Below are 21,541 nucleotides of genomic sequence, written 5' to 3'. Positions count from 1 at the left end.
GAATTTTGGGTAAGATATTCGTACTGTTCTCGTTACCAAGAGGTTCTTGAAGGAAAAGAAATGATTAAAAAGCTTTTTGAGAATGTCAAGATATCAGAATTTTTGCTGAAGTTTTAACACTTCAAATACAAAGAGCAGCCGTGCAGATAATGTTACAAATGCAAGTCTGATAAATGAAAGCAGTTTTCATGATTTAATATGTTTGCGTTGGAAGTGTACGTATTTGCAAAGGAAAGTTAGACGCAAGGTCACAATATAGGAGGGGATGTGAACCCAAAGATATTGTTAATAAAATATAAAACAAAGAGAGGGGTTAAATCATGAACAAGATCATTATAACAGCGCTACTGCTTTGCGTGGGATTTGTCGTTGCTGGTTGTGAAAAAACTTATAGCGTAGCAGAGTTTAAGAAAGATCCCAAATTACTCAATCAGTGGTTAGAGAAATGTTTTATTGCAGGAAGTTTTGATTCAAAAAATTGTAAAAACGCAGAACAAGCTGAATTAGAAACTCGTAAAAAATGGGGAATTTTCGGCTCTGGAAAGGACGACCAAGAAAAAACTGAAGATAAAAAAGAAGGGAATTAAATCATGAATAAAGTCATTATTACAGCATTGCTGCTTTGTACTGGACTTGCTGTTACTGGTTGTGAAAAAACTTATAGTGTAAAAGAATTTAAAACAAATGAAAAATTATACGAGGAATGGGCAAAGAAATGTGAGAACGATGATTCACCGCTCAAATCCTCTCAAAATTGTAAAAACCTTCGACAAGCATATGTAGAACTTTTTTTAAGGCCCTAAATTGTGTCCTAAACTTTGTAAATTTGAAAAAGGGGAATTTATTGATGAATAAAGCCATTATTACAGCATTGCTGGTTTGTACTGGACTTGTTGTTTCTGGTTGTGAAAAAACTTATAGCGTAGCGGAATTTAAGAAAGATAAAACATTACTCGAAGAGTGGGCAAAAAAATGTGAAAAGCTGGATCAATCTTCTATGGAGAAATCTAAAAATTGCCAACATGTCAGACAAGCATATATGGAACTTATGTTTGGCATTAATTAAAAACATACAGTTCAATAAATAAAGAATTGTTTAGTTATTGATTCTATTGCGTTTTCAGGCTATCTCTAACTTTTAGAGAGTCTTTTTATGGCTTCAAGAATTAGTCTTTTACGCTTAGTACTCTTTGTATAAACGGATGCTATACTGTCATTGTTAAGCCCAAAAGTGCTTTCAATTGTAGATAGTATTGCCTCCCAATGAGTTGTTACGTGTTACTGCTAATTTTTTAATGTTTTGGTTACATGTATTTAAAATATGAGATTAAATTTATCTTTGGGGTGTTTTTTTGCGTTTATCACAAATAAATGTTTCATAACACTAAGATCGTCTTTAAGCGTTGCGGCTAATTTCGGAAAAATTCGGAGGAAACATTTGTTTGGAAATTACTTTTCTCTGTTTTAATAAAGAGAAAAACATTCTGAATGGAATTATTATCGTTTCATACTCAAATGTTTTTCTCAAACTATTTTAAAAAAATTGCTTTTGATTTGAGAATATTATAACATTAGTTAAGTTGTGAGGCTGTTTTGCTAGGACGGTTTTGCCGGATGTGTGAGGAATTGAGCGCTCTCCACATCTTTTCATTTTTCTCCTCTCTTTTCTGAGTTTGCAAGGTCTTTCCTTATTATTTTTTTATCTTAATTGTGTCGTTATATTATCATGTTGAGCAGTGGAGCTCATATAAAACTTTACGTATGAGGTGTTTTTTGTTCTTGAGTGTGTGATAAATGTTTTTATAAATAACACTTTGATTTATAAAAATAACTTAATTATTATTATGTTAAATAAGGATCTCGAATAACGTAAGCTTCTCTTATTCCAAATCTGTTCTCGATTGAATTAATTAAAACCATCTTCTTGCATGGTACAAGCATGGAGAGCCGTGTAGATAAAAACTGTTGGAGAAAGAAGTAAAAATGCCTCTTATAAACGATCTCAAGTGCTAAAGGTTGTTGCAACATTTGGGGCTGGAAAAGTGTTTGATGCTGCTGGTTTATTTTCTCATAAGGGTAAAGATGGTGTTCAATGGATTTATCATAAGCTTCATGAAATATTATCCTTTAGGATTGTGATATGCCCTGAAGGGGGGAAGAAAAGGGAACTTACTCAATAAGGAGACAAATTATTTACAGATCGGATCTGGTAGAAAATTTCGTTTTTTAAGCTGGGAATGAAGTTGAGATTCAAGATAGCGTGAAAAGACGGACAATGATGGTTAAAAATGCATACAAAAAGCAGAGTTTACCCTCAAATAGTTGCAAGCGATGTTTGAAGTTGGGTGTGTGGTTTATCTGTAGAATTAAAATTTTGCTTTGCTCTTATGTGAAATTAAGATGCTCATTTGCACAGATTATAAAAAGCCAAGAGAGTATTAGTATATTTCTATTACGAGAATTAAAATAACAACAAAAGCATTGATGGTGATAATCAAGGTTGAATAAAGCATAGCGGCTTTTACGAGATCAGCCATAAAAACCTCTTTCTGTTCTTTTTGAGGTGATTTTATGAATAACAATATGTTACAATCTGTAATATATGCTGATACAACATATTCGGCAAGCTTAAAATTGTTCCTTTTTTTATAAAAGCTTAAGGAGTTGGAGTATTGTGAATACTAAAAAAGAAAGCTTTAAAAGGACTATTGATTGATTTTGTAAGTTTTGTGTTTCTGGAAACTTTTTTTATCCTGTTATGCTATAAAGCACTGTCATTTATAACGGTAATATAAGACATATAAGTTTTCTTGGAACGTTTAAGTATTTTTTAGTGTACGATGAATATTCGTAGGTTTATTTGTTGAGCCTTTCGTTTAAGTGAATCAGATGAGGGGAAAGTCAAGAGAAGAGCGTTTGACAAAAATTCGGACTGCGTACAGAGCCGATTGAGTTAAGATCTTGGTTCTTTAAGGTGAGCGGCGGAAGACAAAAATGTTTTCTGATCGTTTATCTCATAGCAAGATTGGTTAATGCTGCTCTAATGGGGCATATTTTGCACAAAAGTAAAGAACGCTCCAAACGAAATATACTTATGTTGTATATTTGTATTGCATATTTATGTACTTGTTTTAAAGAAACATCTCTCAACGCACACGACAGACATTTTACGATGACACTCGTAAATGGTATAACGGTAAATGTGAATAGTATAACAGTAAAGCTCTCGTGAAATAATATAAAATTTGAATAATATAAAAATTTATAGAATGCTATCATTTTTATACTTATGAAAGAGCAAGTCACAATTATCGTATGCTTGCTTCCAATGTTTATTATAGTTCTGGGCATTTGCTAAGGTTCATAAGAGGCATTTTTCTTTCAGCGTATTTTATCAACACATCAAGGCGTTGTTTGTGATGTGCAAGCAAGTGATTTTAATTTATTCAACATGGAATAGATTTGAAATGTGATGATTATGAAAGAGAAGAGCTGCATTTAAAAGGTTGAAAACGAGAGAAAGATCGTAAACAAAAATTGTACCTTGATTATAAAATGATTGTTTCTCTGTTTTTATACCAGTAGCACATGTAAAGTCGCGATATTAAGAGCAAACTGTGTTATGGAATGAAATAATCTGTAAGAAGATGCTGTGAAAATTCTGAAAATATCAATGGGGGGAGCGTTAAGCATTATGCATTGGATAATATTTTGATTTATAGATGATAATCTATCGTTATTCAACTTGAATTAGATCCCTGAATACTGGAATTTTTTTTATTCCAAATCTGTTTCGTGGTGAATTAACCAAAACAACGTCTTTTGCAGTTACAAGCAGGGAGCGCCCATGCGCAGAGAAATTATACAAGAAAGGCCACGCTTTATGAACCGTCTCAAGTGCCAAGGGTATCAGAACATAAGGGGTTAGAAAAATATGTGATGGTGCTGGCTTGCTTCTTTTATTAAGCGTAAAGATGGAAAGTGCTCAATGGATTTTATACATGTCATGGAAGATTTATCATTGTACCATTCATGGGCCGCGGTGCTAAATAGGCTTGGGTGCACTTAAGAGATATTTCTTTAAAACAAGCGCGTGAATATGCGATTGAAGACGTATCGAACTGATTGGCTAAGAAACTCTTGAAAAGGTTCAAAAAATCTTATATAGTCGTTTATTGCAAAGAAAAGCGAATGATAATTTAAAAAAGGAAGATTGATGGCTGTTTAGCTATTTTAAGGTGTCTTTTTTTATATTGCTGTATGGCTGATCTGTTCAAAAGAGCATTCTTTTTGTGTTTTATGCAAAATACTGCATGTGTGCAGAAAGAGTATGGGAGAGGGGGGTGTCCTTTTGAATGGGTGCAAACTGATCTTGTCGGGCGCCATCTTATGGGGTGCCAGAAGGTGTACAAGTTTAAGTGCAGAGAGAGCCATGAGGTTATGGAGGGTAAAGTGCTTCTATCAGTAAAATGCTGAAATTTTTGATGGGCTTAAGTCTTTATATGCTGCAAGATAGACTGCGGTTTTTTGTCGGCAGATATTTTTGTGGCTGAAGTTCTCGTGGTGGCTGAAGTTCTCGTGAAAGCATTGTTATTTTCTAGCATTGTTATTTTCTATTGAAGATGAGCTCGTGATAAAATCGGCAAAGATAAAATCGGCAAGGCGAAATAGACAGAGCAAATATGGAAGTTTCGATATTGCTGTAAGGTTTGAGTTTATAGCGTTTTGATGGATTAGTATAGCCACAATGATGGTTTTGGAGCAAAGAAAAAATATTTGAGAGAACGCGTTAAAAGTTGAAGTGGTATACACTTTGAAGGATTGTCGTGCTGTTGTAGCAATGTTCGATTACGAGCTTGGTTGAGTGTATCAGCATTGAAGAGAACCTGTTTAATCTCCCTCATTTGAAAGTAAGATTGAACAATAGTGTTGAAGGGGAAGTAAAAATGTCTGTAGTGCAATATGGTGATGATAGTTTTGCGGCAAAAGCAAAAGTTCTTGATAACAACCTTATTGATCGTGATTGGGCGATGACAAAATTTGTTGCTGCTGTTAAAGGATTAGCTCAAGTTGTTGATTATGAAAGCAATATGCTAGAGAGCAGTGGTGTTCCAGATTACGAAGAAATAAATTTGCGTAAAATACGTGGTTTGCGTGATCTTAATAAATCCATGAGTGATGTGAAGCGCTACATGAATCAAGATATTGAGCATGAGGTTGAAAGTTTGTTGTCTGATTTACAAGAAAAATTACAGCGTAATAGTGAATTACTTCAAACACATTTAAATGCAGTTAATGATCTTTCTAAAGCTATACAACTATCTGGACGTGCAAAAGAAATAGAGGAATAAATTCAAATCTGATTAATACGGGCTGTTCTAACTAATGACAATGATTAGGTGGGGCAGTTGATTTGGATAAATAGTGCGTTTAGTGAATAGACTTGTTTTAAGCGCATTTTGGTATTTAAATTATTATCCTGATGTACTGTAAAACGCTGTTCTTAAAACAGTATTTTTAAAGGTATCGTGATGTGAACCGCATGCGGTGAGAAGCTGGCCGGAAGAGAACTCAGAGAAGGCGGATTATTTACAGAGCATTGTTTGCAGACTGAGTTAATAGGGAGCTTCATTTTTTAGTTTAGGGGGAGAGAGGCGATCAAGAGAATATTTAGACCAGCCTGTGATGCCTTAAAAACAGCTTCCTTGGGGCTGTGGTAATGTAAGGTTTATACATTGGTCTTTTGCATGCATTTAGCAGATCTGGCGGCGACTTACTCTCCCTTGCCTTAAGGTAAAATATTATCAGCGCTGGAGCGTTTCACGGCCGAGTTCGTGATGGGATCGGGTGCGTTCACTCTGCTATAACCACCAAGTCAGCAAAAAGCATGAATGATGAAGAGTATGTGATGAATATTGCCTAAGCTTCATGAAGTATTGTCCTTTGAAGTGTGGTGATATGAAGCGGTTAGTTGCTTAAATCTATATGTTTGAGACAAAAATTAAAGCGGTTTAATATTCTCTTCTGCTGTTTTTAGTTTTTGTATACCAGATTGGAGAGAGCATCCAGATTTGAGTGAATATAGTGCGATACCTTTGTTGGCGTAATATTTGAAATGGGGAGGTGATCTTATTGGGAAAGAATAAAGAGGGTAGAAATCAGCTTCCCTTTGTACCACTGTCCTTTAATTTAGCTTATGTCTTTCAAAAGTATCTAAAGCACTATCTGTTAAATAATGAAGATTACACATTGTTTCACGCTTTTTTTATTGTGTTTTTTACTGGGGGGATGGCTTTCATACTCAACAAAATACTCAAAATAGAATGGATTTGTTATTCCTAATTCACGGCCTTGTTTTAAAGAGATATCTAAGCTCTCAAGTCTATTTCGTGATGGTGTTTGTGGGGCAGTGCAACGACATCTTTGATGCAACGGTGCTTGTGAATGGTATAATAAGAAAGTTCCCATGGAAATAATATAAAATCTATAGGGCGCGACCATCTTTATGCTTAATAAAAGAGCAAGTTGATATTGTTATATTTTTCAACACTGTCATATTTTTTGTTTGATCCCAATGTTGCTACAGCCCTTGGCACTTGAGATAGTTCATTAGAGGCATTTTTAATCTTTTCTTAATAGTTTTTTATCCCCATGGCTCTTCCCTCTTGTCACTTGTAAGAAATATGGTTTTTGTTGCTTCAACATGGAACAGGTCTAAAATGAAAGAATCTAACGATATTCTGGTTTCTCATTTAACATGGAAAACAATTAATTGTCTTTATAAATCAATATCTTGTCTTATAATGGAGCTGCTGTAGCATTGAGATTTTAGAGGAAAAACATGCCTTTAAGAATTTATACCAGATACTAGTCTTTATAGCAGGTATATTAAATGCACATCATCTAAAATAAATGGAGCGTCTACAGCGAAGAAGGTGCTGACTTTTTTAAAATCCGCATGAATGCTTATTCTGTTGTGCTATAAAAACATTATCGCTTGAGGTGTGGTCATAATATAAGACATAAAAATTTTATGCGTGGGGTATTTTGATGAGAGATTGTTATGGTATTCAGTTTTTTATTCAATACGCAAAAGAAATATTATAAGTCAAAATCTTCTTTGATGTGATAATGATTTTTGAGAATTAAAAAATGTATAAATTTAAATAAAAAAGCAGCACTTTGTGCTGCCCTTTTATTTAAGTTAAAATTAACTTCTGCTTTAGAAACGATAACGTATCCCGCCAGAAAAATTGGTGCCAGATACACCGGCTTTTTGCAGTTTTTGCCGATAGCTGATATCGGCGTTTAGTACGATATTTTGAGAAAGATATGCATTCACCCCCATGCCTCCCTCAACTGAAGAGCCGGTAGGATCAACATGAAAGGTATCAGCAATTTTTATTGTTTTACCATCGCCAAAAGTTCTGATAACATTCATTTTACCATAGAAGGAAACAGCCTTGTTTTCTTCAACAGCCATTATCGTTTTTGTTAAACGTCCACCAAAACGGATCAACCATTGATGTGGATTGCCCATGTCTACTTTTAAGCCATTGGTATCTGAGAAAATATCAAATATGAGATTTTGATAAATGAATTGAGCTTGTGGTTCAAAGACCAGCCCTTTTGTATCGGTTGCTAATTTCTGACCAATGGTTGCAGATATATTAAGCATCTCGGTACCATCTAATTTTGCGGCATTCCCAACAAGAGCTGTGGTAATATTTCCTTTTAAGGTTCCGTAAGAAAGAAGAGCGTTGACATATATACCATTGCTATGCTGGATGCCGCTATAAGCGGTAAGTGACCATTTATCAAGCGTTGTCTTTTCAGAATCTTGCATCTCTTTTGGCGTAAAGGCAAGCTTTCCGTACGTTCCTAAAAGACCAAAATATGCGCTTATGTCTTTGCTTTCTAAGGCGGCTAATATGCCTCCTAATTGTAAGGCAGTATAGTTTACATCAGCACCATAACCATAGTGCAGTGGATCGCGGTTGGAAGATAGGGTGACCTTCTCGCCGTAGGAAGAGAAAAAGATACCATTCTTTTTATTGTCTTTTGCCCCAAATACTGTTGTGCGCATATTGTCTAACAACGTGTTTTGATTGTTTACATCAGTAAATCCAGCAGAAAATAAAGTATTAGATATGGTTAAATAGTTTGCTACCTGTGGTAAAAGGGCTCGAACTTTTTTGTCTTTATCAATGTAGGCATTCTGTAAGCGGAAATCCCAAAAATCATGATTATTTTTGCCAAAAAGATTTTGGCTCTCATGAGATGTTCCTGGTTTATAGCCTGTGAGTACATATTTATAAGGTTGTTCACCTATTGTCGTATAGTTTCCTGCTAACGTGAAGGAATTTTCATTTGCTTGTCCGGAAACTTGAATGATTGAAATCCCATGTGTCCCTAAAGGAAGTGACGCCATGCGTTCTTCCCAAATAGCAGAGCTATCGGTTTGGAGATTGATGTGAACAACAGTACTCCCTGAGACATCGCCATTAATCACAACGCGATCAGTTTGTTGTTCCGTGATAGGAGAATGTTTATCCCATTGAGTGTTTACATAAATCTCTGCAAGACCCGCTGTACTATAAACCGCTGCTGTGTGAGTTGTTTCGTCTTCTTGCGAAAGATTAGGTCCTATAAACAGAGTTTGATAATGTCCCTCCACTGGCTTGTCAAACATAATGACACTGTTTGTAAGGTGCAATTCAGAAAGATTAGAGTATGATTTTTCATCAACACCAAACTGTCTATAGTCATTTAAAATATTATCATTATTTGTGACATTTTTATTCGCCTTTAAAAGCCATTTCGTCCTCTCTTTTAGATCAAAAACTGTTCTATTATCTTCAGAAGTTCTTACCCGACCTTCTAAAGAAGAGTGGTTTGCAACTAATGTAATGGTGTTTGTGGAGGCACTTTCATTCTTGATATTTTTTAATAAAATATCGGCATGAACTTCTGAATTTTTAAGGTTGACTTCTCCGTTTACGCCTGTTCCATAAAGGTTGATACCGCTACCATGTTCAACGAAAAGCTTTGTATTCTCTAGGGTTACTTTATCAGCAATATTGGCTACATCTTGTTCTTGAACGGCATTGATGTTCCTTTCAGCATTGCGTGTATATCGTTTTCTAGAGGCATTATACGGATTGTTGCGGAAAATAATACCGTCTGCTTCATAATTTCCCGTGACATGGACGCTTGAATCCTTAAGTTTGATTGTGCCCTCCATGTTTACCAAACCAGCTGTTTCTGCTGTTACAGTAATGCCTGTAGCATCAACTTCTCCACCATCTGATACGCTTAGTGCAACAAAACGCGCATCAACTGTTCCCCCTATCATGTTGACTTTTGAATTATTTCCCTCTGCATGTACAGCAAAACTATTGTCTTGAATTTTTTTGTTATGTAACGTTATGGTCTTACCGTTTTTAGCTTCAACTCCAGCGCTTATATCCTCAATTTGTGTAGACTTTTCATATTGTTTTATTGGTGATATTGGTTTTTCAATCTCTGGTTTTTCAGACATTTTTTGTGCAGATGAAGATTGCACTGGCGCTGGTTTTACAGATTTTGGTGGTACCTGTAATGCTGGTTTTCCAGTTTCTATTCTTAAAGATGTTTGCTGTATGCGTTCTAACTCTTTAGGCACTGGTGATTGTTCTGCTGTTGGTCTTGTAATGCCCGCCTCTGTAGATTCAGAGTTTCCAGATACCTTTTGGGCAGATGTGGGTTGTGTGGGCGTTGGTCGTACAGATTCTGGTGATCGTGATGATGTTGGCTGTGTGAGTTCTGGTTCTTTAGACGTTGGTGATAGCTCTGTTGCTGGTTTTGTAGATTCCGCTCTTGTAGATTCAGAGTTTGCAGGTGTTGGTTGTAAATTGGGTGCAGATTGTGTCGCTTCTGATTGTGAAGAGACAGCAGAACTTGGAGGCGTCTTTTCGCTGGAAGAATCTGTAGAAGAGGTGGTGGCTCCTGAACGCCTTCTCGATTTTGCTTCCATTCCTGTTGTTGAAGCTGTTCCTTTTGTTAAAACTATCCTTGTTGTTGCAGTTTCTTCTCTCGTTGGAGCTATTTCTGTCGATGGTGATTGTGTAATATCGCTTTGTGTGGCTGTAAGGCTAGACTGTAAACTTTCTGTCGTTTTAGTTTTTGATGTTTGTATACTTTCTCGAGCATGCCTAGGCTTTTGTTTTGAGGAAGAAGTTGTATTTTCAATGGTTACATTTGGGAATGTCGTTTTTCCTTTAGAATTTTGAGAAGAAGCCTTGGACGTTTCTGTGTTTTTAGGGGGTGTTTCAGGTTGTGTAATTGTTCCAGGTTCAGAAGATTCTGTGGAGGTTTTAGGCTTTGTAGGGTGTTCAGATGATTGGGGGTGTGTTGAAGAATGTGTCGTTTCTCCATATGAAGAGCGTGTATATCTCCTTAATTTTTCTCCAAGTTGCATGTGAGGAACGACAGTGCTTGTAGGAGTAGACTTTGTAGGTTCATTTCCGGTAGGATGAGGGGGGATGATCGTTCTTTTGGAGTCAGATGTTGTCGGGGGAGAAGAGAGATCTATCGTTGGAGTCATAGCATGAATAGCATAAGACAAACTGCTGGAAGAATAAAACAGAACTCCGGAAACTGTGTATAGTAAGAAGCTTTTTTTCATATGGATGTATTCCTAAAATATTTCCCCCTCTCTCATAAAAAGTAAAACTTTGACCTCATTATGTCTCTTTTGTAAGAGACAAAACGAAACATAATGAGATCTCTTCATATTTCAAGATAAGGAATACAAGTATTTTTAAAAGTGATAGCGCATTCCAGCGGAAATATTTATTGCAGAGATGCCAGCTTTTTTGAATTTATGTTGATAGCTGAGATCACTATGAAGCTGAATATTTTGTGATAAGTGTGTGTGAATACCAAAACCACCTTCGATTAAAGATCCCATAGCTGCAAGCTGAAAATTTTTACTAAAAGTTTTGATCATGTTCAGTTTGCCGTAGAAAGAAACAGCATGTCCTTTGTTTTGCGTTAAACGTCCGCCAATACGGAGCAGCCATTGATAAGGATTACTTATGTCTATTTTAGAGTTATCGTCATCTGAGAAAGAGCTCCTATCTGATAAAGAACCAAGCATGAGACGTTGATAAACAAGTTGTGCTTGCGGTTCTAGGATTACACCTTCCAAACTGGTTGACAGTTTTTGACCAACAGTTGCAGCGGCTCCTAATGTTTTACTATTCTTCACTTTTGAGGTATGTTTGATGAGAGTTGTAGCGTGATTTTCTTTGAAAATTCCGTAAGAGAGAAAGGCACTTGCATAGATGCCACTGTCATGCTGAATATTTCCATATGCGGTGAGTGACCATTTATCAAACATATTTTTTTGAAAGCTCTCCTTGTTTTTAGGAGTAAAAGACAGTTTCCCATATGTTCCGAAAAGACCAAAGTTGCTGCTGATATTTTGATCTTTTAGCGCTATTAGTGTTGCTCCTGCTTGCAATGCAGCATAGCGAATATCTGCTTGGATACCATCTTGTTTTGCTTGAACCTTAGAAGAAAAGGTGCTTTTATTGCCATAAGAGGATAAGAAAACGCCTCTCTCTGGATGATCTTTGGGTTCAAACATTGTTATTTGCATATTGTCTAACAAGATATTTTGATTATTGACATCACTAAACCCAACGGCAAACATCGCAATAGGCATGGTTAAAGAACTTTCTCCTTGTGGTGTAAGAGTTGTGCTTTTTTCTGTTCCATCAAGAGAAGTAGAAGCTGCGGTTGCTTTATCATCATCTGTAAGTTTAGAGGAGCTCTCTGTCGCAGCGGTAGCGGTATTCTCAACCTTTGGGAGCAATTTCATATGCGCTTTTTCTGATGTATTAAGAGTCGTTTTTGATTCCGAGGAAGTGGTGTTTGTTTGGGGATCAATATCAGATTGCGAATTTTCATTTATTTTAGGCTGTCTCATTCCATGATCTGTTCTTGTGAATGAATTGTCCTTGTGTTGGGCAGCAACGTGAGCGGGTGGTAATTTATCACTAGCGCGTCTTTGTCTTGTGCTGGAGTCAATAAGAGGTTGTTTATTCTCTTCAGATGCAGGAGGGGTTGGTTCTTCTTTTTTCTTCACGTTGGTTATTCCATCGTTGTTCAAAGTCTCTAATACTGCTTTGCGTAAAGTATTGGAAAGTTCCTTGTTTTGTCCTTGTAAAGCACTATCCAATTGTACTGCTTTATGTAATATTTCTGCTTTATTTTGCAGTTCAGAGCAATTACGATTGTCTTGGCTCATCCATTCTTGGCGCGCAGCATTAACACGCCGTTGGTTATTGGCATTAAGTGCTTGATTGAAGTGCGAATTATCCTCCATCATGGCGCCAGAGGCTATCTTTTCAAGATTTTTTTCTGCTTGTGTTGGTGTGTTTATTAAATCAATGGCATGGCGATATTGTTCAGGTAATTTCATAATCCCTTCAATGGCATGGCGTTCCTGGGGGCTTAGAGCAGAGGCGGTGCTGGTAGATGTGAAATTAAAAGAAGAAAAAAATAAAGCACAAGCGGCTGTACATAACAAAAGATTCTTATGCATAGAGATGTTCCTTAAGATATTTTCTTTATTTTGCTAAAAATGAACCACTTTTTGACACATTACGGTTTTTTGTAATGTAGTTAAGCAGCACTGTTTTCATCTCAGCGCTGCTTATGTATCAAAAGAGAAAACTAAAACTGTTTAAAAGCGATAACGCATTCCTCCGGAAAAATTAATTCCAGAGAACCCAGCTTTTTGAAGTTTATGTTGGTAATTAACGTCAGCATGAAGTGCGATATTTTTAGAAAGTTGCGCGTTAATGCCAAGCCCACCTTCAAGGGAAGAGCCCATAGAATCGAGATGGAAAGAATCAACAATATCAATTGTATTTTTCTCACCAAAAGCTTTAATGACGTTCAATTTACCATAAAAAGAAAGAACACGATCTTTTTCAATAGGAAGTATTGTTTTTGTTAAACGACCTCCAATACGGACCAACCATTGATGAGGGGTCTTTATATTAACTTGGAAGCCATCAATATCTGAAAGAGTGCCAAAGGCAATATGTTGATAAATAAGTTGTACTTGTGGTTCAAAGGACACCCCTTCAACACCAGTTGCTAGTTTTTGTCCAACGGTAGCTGATATATTTAATGTATCCGTATTGTTTAATTCTGTGGTGTTGCCGATAAGGGCTGTTGTAATATGTCCGTTTAAAATGCCGTAAGAGAACAGTGCATTAATATAGAGACCATTGTCATGGTGGAGATTTCCATATGCCGTAAAGGACCATTTATCCAGTATGCTTTTGTCAGAACCTTCCATGTCCTTTGGCGTAAAAGCGAGCTTTCCATATGTGCCTAAAAGACCAAGATTCGCGGTTATATTTTGATTTTCTAACGTTGTTAATGTCATGCCTGCTTGTATAGCAGCATAGTGAACATTAGCACCATAACCATATTCCAATGGACTACGGCTGGAAGATAACGTCATCTTGTTGCCATAAGTCGATAAAAATATCCCTTTTTGTTTATGACCTTCTAATCCAAAAACTGTTGAATGCATATTATCTAACAGTGTATTTTGATTGTTTATATCAGCCAAGCCAGAGGAGAATACTGCATTATGCATAACCAAATAGCTTGCCATTTGAGGAACAAGAGCTTTGATTTTTCCTTCATCATCAAGAGTCGCATTTTGTAGACGGAAATCCCAAAACTCTTCACTTTCTTGCAAAAGACTTTGCTGTTTGTCAGCTCTCCCACGGCTGGATGTTGGTCCATAGCCATTTAATACATATTTATAGGGTAACCCATCCATTGTAGTGTAGCCATTTACCAGCGTGAAGGCGGCTTCCTCTGCTTTTCCAGACACCTGAACAAGTGAGAGACCACGCGCATTCAAAGGAATGGAAACTTCATCATCATCGAATGGTTCTGCACGCTTTGAAAGATTGTTGAAATAGATCGTTGTGGTGCCTGAGACATTACCATGAACGAGAACACGGTCAGTTTTTTGTTGTTCTTTTATAAGACCATTACTCCATTCGGTATTAAAGTAAATCCTTGCGTTGCCCAATGCATTGTAAACCGTTGTTGCATCGAAGCTTCTGTTTTGCTCTGCTTTTGCAGCTTCAGCTGTTGGCTGTTTTCCCACATGCAAGGTTTGATACTGATTGTCTGCTAGTTTATGCGGCGCATTAAATATAATAGAGCTATTATTAAGGTTCAATACTGAGACAATAGACTGTGCACGTTGTTTAATATCAGTGAGCAAGTATCCTTTAGACCTGTCAAATTCTTTGTCTACTTCAAATTGACTAATCTTTAGGGACCACTTGCTGTTATTGTTGAGAGTAAAAATCGTTGTATTTTGAGGTAAAGTCTTTGCTCGTCCTTCTATAATCGAATTGTCAGCGCTTAATATAAAAGTGCGAGGATCGATATCTTTTGAGTTTTCTGGGATTTTATTTTTTAATAATATATCAGAACGAATTTCTGAACTTTTAAGTTCTACCTCAGCAACAGATTTTGCATAATCTGGTCCTAGAATACCAATACCATTTTCAACAAGAAGTTTTGTGTTGGTAAGAATTGCTTTATTGATAACTTTTTCGCCCTCTTTTACTTGGGAACTTGGGATGTAATCAAAAAGGATACCACGACTTTTGTGATGTCCGGAAACATTAATGATTGAATCTTCAATATGGATGATGCCGTTTGAAATTTCTAAACCACGGGAATTTGATTTTCCTACAGTTTTTTTAGCATGAATACGTCCACCTGTTGTTGCGGTAAATAAATTTGAGTCTGAACGCATTGTTGAATTTGTAATGGTGATAAAGGCTTTGTCATCAGCAACCACTGTTGTATATGCGCTGCGGATAAAAACGTTATTAAAGGTTTTTTCTTCTCCTGCTTTATCCGCACGAGCCATAACCATTGTAGGAGCTGATGTATTTGCATAAGTTGAACCGAAATGAGAAAAAATCAAAGTTCCAGCAATTGTACATAACAAAAAATTTTTCTTATAAATATATTTCTTACACATAGATATGCCTTTAGTATTTGGTATGCTTTGATGCTTACTTCATTCCCCTGATGGCGCAAGTACCCAGACAGTTTCTATATCATTATGTTTTTATTGTAAACAACAAAACGAAATATTGCGTCCTGTTCTTTATCGTTTAAAAAATGATCTTAGAAGAGTTTTTAAAATAGAAATTGCAGTGAGCAACTATGAATTGCAGAAAAGCTAGATTGATAAGTATTCCGTTTAAAAGTGTTAAGAAACAAAATATTTTGCAAGGATGTTTGTTGCTTAAGGCTGTTGTTATGAAAACTCTACAAAGTTTTTGGAGAAGCTATTGTTGTGCGCTTACAAAAAGCTTTTAATTGATTTTCTTACACAGAAAATTATTTATTACGTGTTTTAAAATACAAAAAAATTTATTAAAAACATTTGATTTTTATAAATCAAAAAGGCAGCTCTCTTGAGAATCCAGTATTCATTTAGAGATAACAGATTTTGTTACATTTGGTTTGAGTGAGATTAATTGGCTCAAGAAAGGTGGTAGAAAGATCGTTATTGACGGTTCGTTCCGATAGATTGTAAAAAGGCAGCTCATTTGTACTGCCTTTTATTAAAATGAATAGAATATAAATTATTTTTTGCTTTTTCTTAAAACTGATAGCGTATTCCGCCTGAAAAGCTTGCTCCAGATATACCTGTTTTTTGAAGCTTATATTGATAGTTAACATCAGCATGAAGTGCGATATTTTGTGATAATTGTGCATTTACACCAAGTCCACCTTCAAGGGCAGCTCCCATAGAATCAAGGTGGAATGATTCACCAATCTGTATCGTACCATTGTTAGAAAAAGCTTTAACAATATTCAATTTACCATAGAAAGAAAGAATATCGCCGTTTTCAATAGAAAGCTTCGTTTGCGTTAAGCGTCCACCAACACGCACTAAGTATTGATAAGGATTTCCCATATCCACATCAAAACCATCGACATCTGAGAGTGTGCCAAGCATGAGACGTTGATAAACAAGTTGTGCTTGTGGTTCAAAGACCAATCCGTTCCTACTGGTTTCGAATTTTTGTCCAATGGTTGCTGATGCACTGAATGTATCAGCATTTTTCAATTCTGCAGTCTTTCCTATGAGAGCTGTGGTGATATCTCCCTTGAGCATTCCATAGGAGAAGAGTGCATGGATGTATATCCCATTATTATGGTGCAGCCCACTATATGCAGCAATTGACCATTTATTGAGTGTACTCTTGTCAGCACCTTCCATGTCTTTAGGGGTGAAAGCTAATTTCCCATATGTCCCTAAAAGACCAAAATTGGTGGTCATGTTTTGATCTTCTAGAGCTGCTAATGTAATGCCTGCCTGTAAAGCTGCATAGTGAATATCGGCACCATAGCCATATTGTAATGGCGTACGGTGAGAGGATAATGTCATCTTATTTCCATAAGTCGAGAATAAGATTCCTTTGTTTTTATGATCTTTTGTCTCAAAGGTGTTTTCCTGCATCGAGTTGAGTAAAGTGTTTTGATTGTTTATATCAGCCAGTCCAGCTGAGAATAGTGCGTTAGGCATGGACAAATAGCTTGCCACTTGAGGAACGAGAGCTTTGATCTTTCCCTCATTATCGAGAGTCTCATTTTGCAAGCGAAAATCCCAGAAATTTTGATTTTTTTCCAAAATGTTTTGTGTGTTGTTTGCTCGTCCAAGGGATGATGAACCGGTATTTTGCGCTTCTTTCTCTTTTGGTGAAACGCCTTCAATCATTTTTCCTGATTCTGATATCGTATAGATTGTGTAGTCTTTGAGGGTATTTTCTTTTGATTCTTGTGATATTCCGCTAAAATGACTTTGTGTGCTATCGGCTGTCCCATGGCTGGATGTTGGACCATAGGCTTTGAGTATATATTTATAGGGCAATCCCTCCATTGTGGTGTAGCCGTGTGCAAGTTTGAAGGAATCTTCATTTGCATTTCCAGAAACTTGAATGACTGAAAGACCACGCATATTCGAGGAAACAGAATCTTCAGCTTTTAATATCTCACCTTTCGCAAGGTTCTTGATATGGACTGTTGTGCTGCCTGATACATCACCATGAATAAGGAGGCGGTCAGCTTTTTGCTGTTCTTTTACTAGACCATCACTCCATTCAATATTAAAATAAATTTTTGCATTGCCTGTGGCATTGTAAACTGTATTATAAGTGCTTTCTATATCGGGGATTGTACTTCCCTCAGGTCTACGAACCTCAGCTGTTCGCCCTACATGCAAGGTATGATAATGATCTTTTTCCCGCCCTTGCGGTACCTTAAATATGATAGAACTATTATTAAGATTCAGTACTGAAACGGTAGAAAGGGCTCGTTGTTTAATATCACTGAGCTCATAGTTAAACGTATTAAAGTCAGTATCGACTTCCTCTTGAGAGGTCTTTAAGTACCATTTGCTCTTGTTATTCAGAGTCAAAACCGTTGTATTGACTTTTAAAGTTCTTGCTCGTCCCTCTATTGTTGAATTATCAGCGGTTAATGCTAAAGTTACAGGAAGAGTATCGTTATCATAATATTTACGTTTCGTTTTATTTCTCAATAATACGTCAGATCGAATTTCTGAGTCTTTAAGTTGAACTTCAGCAACGGCTTTTGAGCAGTAGGGACCAAGAATACCGGTACCGTTTTTCACAAGAAGTTTTGTATTGCTAAGAACAATCTTATTGACAACTTTTTCTCCACTTTTCAGTGAAGAATCTTTTGTTTCATAAAAAACGATACCACCGGCACCTCCTCGTTGGACGGTTATGGTTGAATCTTCGACGTCGATTATACCATTCTTTGTTTCTAAACCTTTATACACTGTATTGACTTCAATTTCTTTAGCACGAATGCGTCCACCTGCTGATACAGAAAGTGCAGACATTTCCGTGTGTATTGTTGATTTTACAATTGTGATAGCTGCTTTATCATGCGCTAATATTCCAGGTCCTTTATCGCGGACAAGAACATTATTTAAAGTCTTTTCTTCTCCCTTATTTAATTCAATCTTCCCAAAAATTCCAGGAGTTTCAGGAGCCGATGTATTTGCATAAGTTGAACCGAAATGAGAAAAAATCAAAGTTCCAGCAATTGTACATAACAAAAAATTTTTCTTATAAATATATTTCTTACACATAGATATGCCTTTAGTATTTGGTATGCTTTGATGCTTACTTCATTCCCCTGATGGCGCAAGTACCCAGACAGTTTCTATATCATTATGTTTTTATTGTAAATAACAAAACGAATTATATTGATGGTGTTCTCTATGGTTTGAAGTTTTGCTTCAGAAAAACTTTTTTCATGATCATAAAAAGTTGAGAAAAGTGGATTTCATAAAACCTCGCTTGGTTAAGCTTATGCTAAAAGCACTATGAAGTATGATATTTAAAAATTGTCTATTAAAGATAATCGCTATAAAAGCTCTATAGTGTTGAGATGTATTATTTGATGCACTAACCAAAACGATCAGCAAATTTTTTCTGCTATAAGAAGAAGAGATGAGGGAGGCTATTCACAGGCTTTCTTTAAGGAGGCTAAGGGTAGCAAAGCCTATTTTTCTAAGGAAGCACAGCCCATTTCGCGACGGTGTTCATGAATGCTATAACGCTAAAGCCGTAGAGTTCCATCATATTTACGCTTACGAAGGAGCAAGCCGATACCTTTACGCTTAATAAAAGAGCAAGCCCGTCACACATTTTGCTAGCTCTCAATATTTGTGATAAGCCCTTGGCACTTGAGACAGTTCATTATAGGACTTCTCAGGCTTTTCTTATATAACTTTGCTTCACACGCCAGCCCTGCTTGTAATGTGCAAGTGAATGATTTTGATTAGTTCAACATGGAACAGGTTTTAAATGAGAGAGATTACGATATTCAAGATTTTAATTCAATATGAGTAATGATAAATTATCATTATAAATCAATATTTTGAATATTCAATTTAAAACATCTTTTATTGATATAAAAAGAACTTTATTGAGTGATTTCATTTTATAAATGAAAAAATTAGCTTTCTTGAGCATTTTGTATATGAAAGATAAAGCGCTTGTTGTTAGATTTTCTTTTCATGCATTAATTTTCTCAAAACTGTTTGTTTAGAAGAACCAGCAATGGAAGTGTAAATAAATCTTTATAGATAGCGACAACACATCGTAAAGAAAGAAATTATTTTATTGCTATAATAGATTGTAAATAAAAAAAATACAGTCCGTTTTTTTGTTAATAGTAAACGGATTAATATGCTTATTTTTTTATAATTTTTATATTAAAATTGGTAGCGTATTCTATCAGAAAAACTTGTCTCGGCTACACGTCTTTTAAAATTTTTTCTGATAGTTTACATCAATATAGAGAGTTAAATTGTGAGATAATTGTGTATTGTGCTAAACGCACCTTTAACGGCAGAATCTATCGGATTAAGGTAAAAATGAATACCAATCTGTTTAGTATCATCAATATCAAAGTTTTTTAAGGAAGTTCACTTTCTCATATAAGGATGGGGTACGGTCTTCTACGGTCCTAACAATAGTTTTTGTTAGATACCTACTTATCCGGACTAACTGGGGTGGCTGTCTGATTTAATTTTAAGATTATCAATATGTTAAAAGTCGTTAAAAATCAAATCATTAGCACACAAATTATGTTTGTGGTTCAAACGGTTAGTTCTCTGATTATTTTTTGCAAATTTTTGACAAATGATTGTTGAGGCAATTAACATTTTTACAGCATAACTTTAATAGTATTTTTATAGAAGTTTTAGAGATATTTGCTGTCTAGATATCATAAGGGAAGAGTGTAGCCATATGAAAACACTGTTATGCTCTTATATTATAAGCTATGATTGATTATTTATCCGGTATGTTTTTTTCATTTTCTATATCCTTTGGAATAAATGAGAGTGGCTGTAGGTTTCCTATCTGTTTTAAATGTGCAGTGGTTAACTTTTCATTTTTCTAATATCATCTTTGCTTGGACAGCTCCATGGTGCATATTTGCACCATATCTATCTTCAAAGAAGAGCATAATTGAACGGTAAAGTTGTTGTACTTCCATAAGTGAAAAAGCAAGAAATCTTCTATTTTTTAAGATTTATTCTTAATGCTGTTATCTTTATATTATCTAGAAATACACTTTGCTTAGCTTTATGGGAAAATTCGATGATGAATAGCTGCGCAATCCATGTGAAGAGGAAGAAAAGCGTATTTAAGTAGAAAAGAAAACACTTCAGGAAAAAATGGATTTCATGTACGAAAAGGCAGCATACTTTGTGACATATTCTAGATAAAAATACCTTATCTTTTATCTTGATAAAAATGGTATAATATACTGATTTATAATGATAATTTAGCGTTACTTTCATTGAGTTAGAGTTCTGAATAACGTAAGATTCTCTCATTTTAAACCTGTTTGTCTTAAATCAAGAAAAACCATTCTCTTGCATACCACAAGCGGGGCTGGGCGTGTGGGTAAAAAATGTATAAGAAAGGACTAAAATGGCTCTTATGAATCGTCTCAAGAGCCAAGGGCTTTAGCAACACCCACGAGCTGGAAAATATAATGATGGTGCCGGATTGCTCTTTCACAAACGTAAAGATGGGGGTACTCAATGGATTTACCGTTATACCATTCATATACCATTCATGGGCGCTGTCACTAAATGGACTTGGGTGCTTTGAGAGATGTCTCTTTAAAACAAGCTCGTGAATTGGCAAACCCAATAGCGTTCTGTTCTTCGTGATGGTCATGATCCCATTAAAAAACGTGAGAAACGAAAACGTGAGGCAATGCGTAATCTCCATTACTTAAAAAACATTGCCCTAGATGCTTTTGAAAGTCGTAAAGCTGAATTAAAAAATGATGGTAAAGATGGAAACTGGTTTTCACCTTTAAAACTCCATATTCTCCCCAAATTAGGCTGTCTGCCTATTTCAGAGATTACACAAATAGAACCTCGCTCCCATCTGTCATACAAAAGCTGGAGATGCTAATACAGCACTGATGCGTCTCAAGCTTTGTTTCAAACATGCTGCGGCGTTGGGTGTGAATGTTGATTTACAGGCAGTAGAAAAAGCAAGGGCTCTCTTAAGGAGGGATAGTGTAGTGTTATTAGGATTTATAAAGCGAAAAGGCAACACGATGTGCTGCCTTTTTTGTTAAATTAAATAGAATGAATAGGCTGTTTTGACAGTTTTGTTTTAAAACTGATAGCGTATTCCTCCTGAAAAGCTTGCACCAGATATACCAGTTTTTTGAAGCTTTTGTTGATAGCTTACATCACCATGAAGGGAGAAATTGTGAGACAGTTGCGCATTGATGCCAACGCCGCCTTCAATTGCAGGTCCCATAGGATCAAGGTCAAAATCTCTGCCAATCCGGATGGTACCATCATCACCAAAGGTTTTGATCAAGTTTACTTTTCCATAGAAAGACATAGGACGAT

10 protein-coding genes, 1 rRNA gene and 1 pseudogene are annotated in these 21,541 nt (G+C 36.0%); 6 read left to right on the top strand and 6 right to left on the bottom strand.

The window, feature by feature from the left end:
• Positions 1 to 320 precede the first annotated feature (320 nt).
• The 5 genes from ACFIN0_RS05525 to ACFIN0_RS05505 all read left to right on the top strand — a co-directional run bounded on the left by ACFIN0_RS05525 (position 321) and on the right by ACFIN0_RS05505 (position 5,351).
• Positions 321 to 587: an EexN family lipoprotein gene (locus ACFIN0_RS05525; protein ID WP_375607268.1), complete on the top strand. Its 267-nt coding sequence runs from the start codon at positions 321 to 323 to the stop codon at positions 585 to 587.
• Between the two features lie 3 nt (positions 588 to 590).
• Positions 591 to 803 carry an EexN family lipoprotein gene (locus ACFIN0_RS05520; protein ID WP_375621543.1) on the top strand — a complete coding sequence of 71 codons (213 nt, stop codon included), beginning with the start codon at positions 591 to 593 and terminating at the stop codon, positions 801 to 803.
• A gap of 44 nt (positions 804 to 847) precedes the next feature.
• On the top strand, positions 848 to 1,066 hold the full coding sequence (locus ACFIN0_RS05515) for an EexN family lipoprotein (RefSeq protein ID WP_375702089.1): 219 nt from the start codon (positions 848 to 850) through the stop codon (positions 1,064 to 1,066).
• A gap of 940 nt (positions 1,067 to 2,006) precedes the next feature.
• Positions 2,007 to 2,180: a hypothetical protein gene (locus tag ACFIN0_RS05510; RefSeq protein ID WP_375702088.1), complete on the top strand. Its 174-nt coding sequence runs from the start codon at positions 2,007 to 2,009 to the stop codon at positions 2,178 to 2,180.
• Positions 2,181 to 4,946: 2,766 nt separating this feature from the next.
• Positions 4,947 to 5,351 (top strand): flagellar protein FlgN, encoded by a 405-nt coding sequence (locus ACFIN0_RS05505; RefSeq protein WP_375607272.1) that lies wholly within the window; start codon positions 4,947 to 4,949, stop codon positions 5,349 to 5,351.
• Positions 5,352 to 5,760: 409 nt separating this feature from the next.
• Here the strand turns inward: ACFIN0_RS05505 and rrf are convergent.
• From rrf to ACFIN0_RS05480, 5 genes are all read right to left on the bottom strand, one after another.
• A 5S ribosomal RNA gene (rrf, locus tag ACFIN0_RS05500) occupies positions 5,761 to 5,875 on the bottom strand.
• A 1,347-nt stretch (positions 5,876 to 7,222) separates the two neighbouring features.
• Positions 7,223 to 10,666, bottom strand: coding sequence for an autotransporter outer membrane beta-barrel domain-containing protein (locus ACFIN0_RS05495; RefSeq protein ID WP_375702087.1), 3,444 nt, complete (start codon positions 10,664 to 10,666; stop codon positions 7,223 to 7,225).
• A gap of 135 nt (positions 10,667 to 10,801) precedes the next feature.
• Complete coding sequence (locus ACFIN0_RS05490) at positions 10,802 to 12,592, bottom strand: autotransporter outer membrane beta-barrel domain-containing protein (RefSeq protein WP_375702086.1); 1,791 nt, start codon at positions 12,590 to 12,592, stop codon at positions 10,802 to 10,804.
• A 141-nt stretch (positions 12,593 to 12,733) separates the two neighbouring features.
• Complete coding sequence (locus tag ACFIN0_RS05485; RefSeq protein ID WP_375702085.1) at positions 12,734 to 15,082, bottom strand: autotransporter outer membrane beta-barrel domain-containing protein; 2,349 nt, start codon at positions 15,080 to 15,082, stop codon at positions 12,734 to 12,736.
• A 630-nt stretch (positions 15,083 to 15,712) separates the two neighbouring features.
• On the bottom strand, positions 15,713 to 18,235 hold the full coding sequence (locus tag ACFIN0_RS05480) for an autotransporter outer membrane beta-barrel domain-containing protein (RefSeq protein ID WP_375702084.1): 2,523 nt from the start codon (positions 18,233 to 18,235) through the stop codon (positions 15,713 to 15,715).
• Between the two features lie 2,359 nt (positions 18,236 to 20,594).
• Between ACFIN0_RS05480 and ACFIN0_RS05475 the strand changes: the two are divergent.
• Positions 20,595 to 21,186 (top strand): annotated as a pseudogene (locus ACFIN0_RS05475) (integrase arm-type DNA-binding domain-containing protein); the annotation flags it as partial.
• A gap of 110 nt (positions 21,187 to 21,296) precedes the next feature.
• On the opposite strand, the gene ACFIN0_RS05470 reads toward ACFIN0_RS05475, so the two are convergent.
• Positions 21,297 to 21,541: autotransporter outer membrane beta-barrel domain-containing protein (locus ACFIN0_RS05470; RefSeq protein ID WP_375702083.1), on the bottom strand; the 245-nt coding region annotated here is incomplete at its 5' end.

The organism is Bartonella sp. AA89HNZF (assembly GCF_042196905.1).
Lineage (GTDB): Bacteria > Pseudomonadota > Alphaproteobacteria > Rhizobiales > Rhizobiaceae > Bartonella.
Note: the sequence above shows the minus strand (reverse complement) of the source record. Positions and strands in the feature narration are given on the sequence as shown.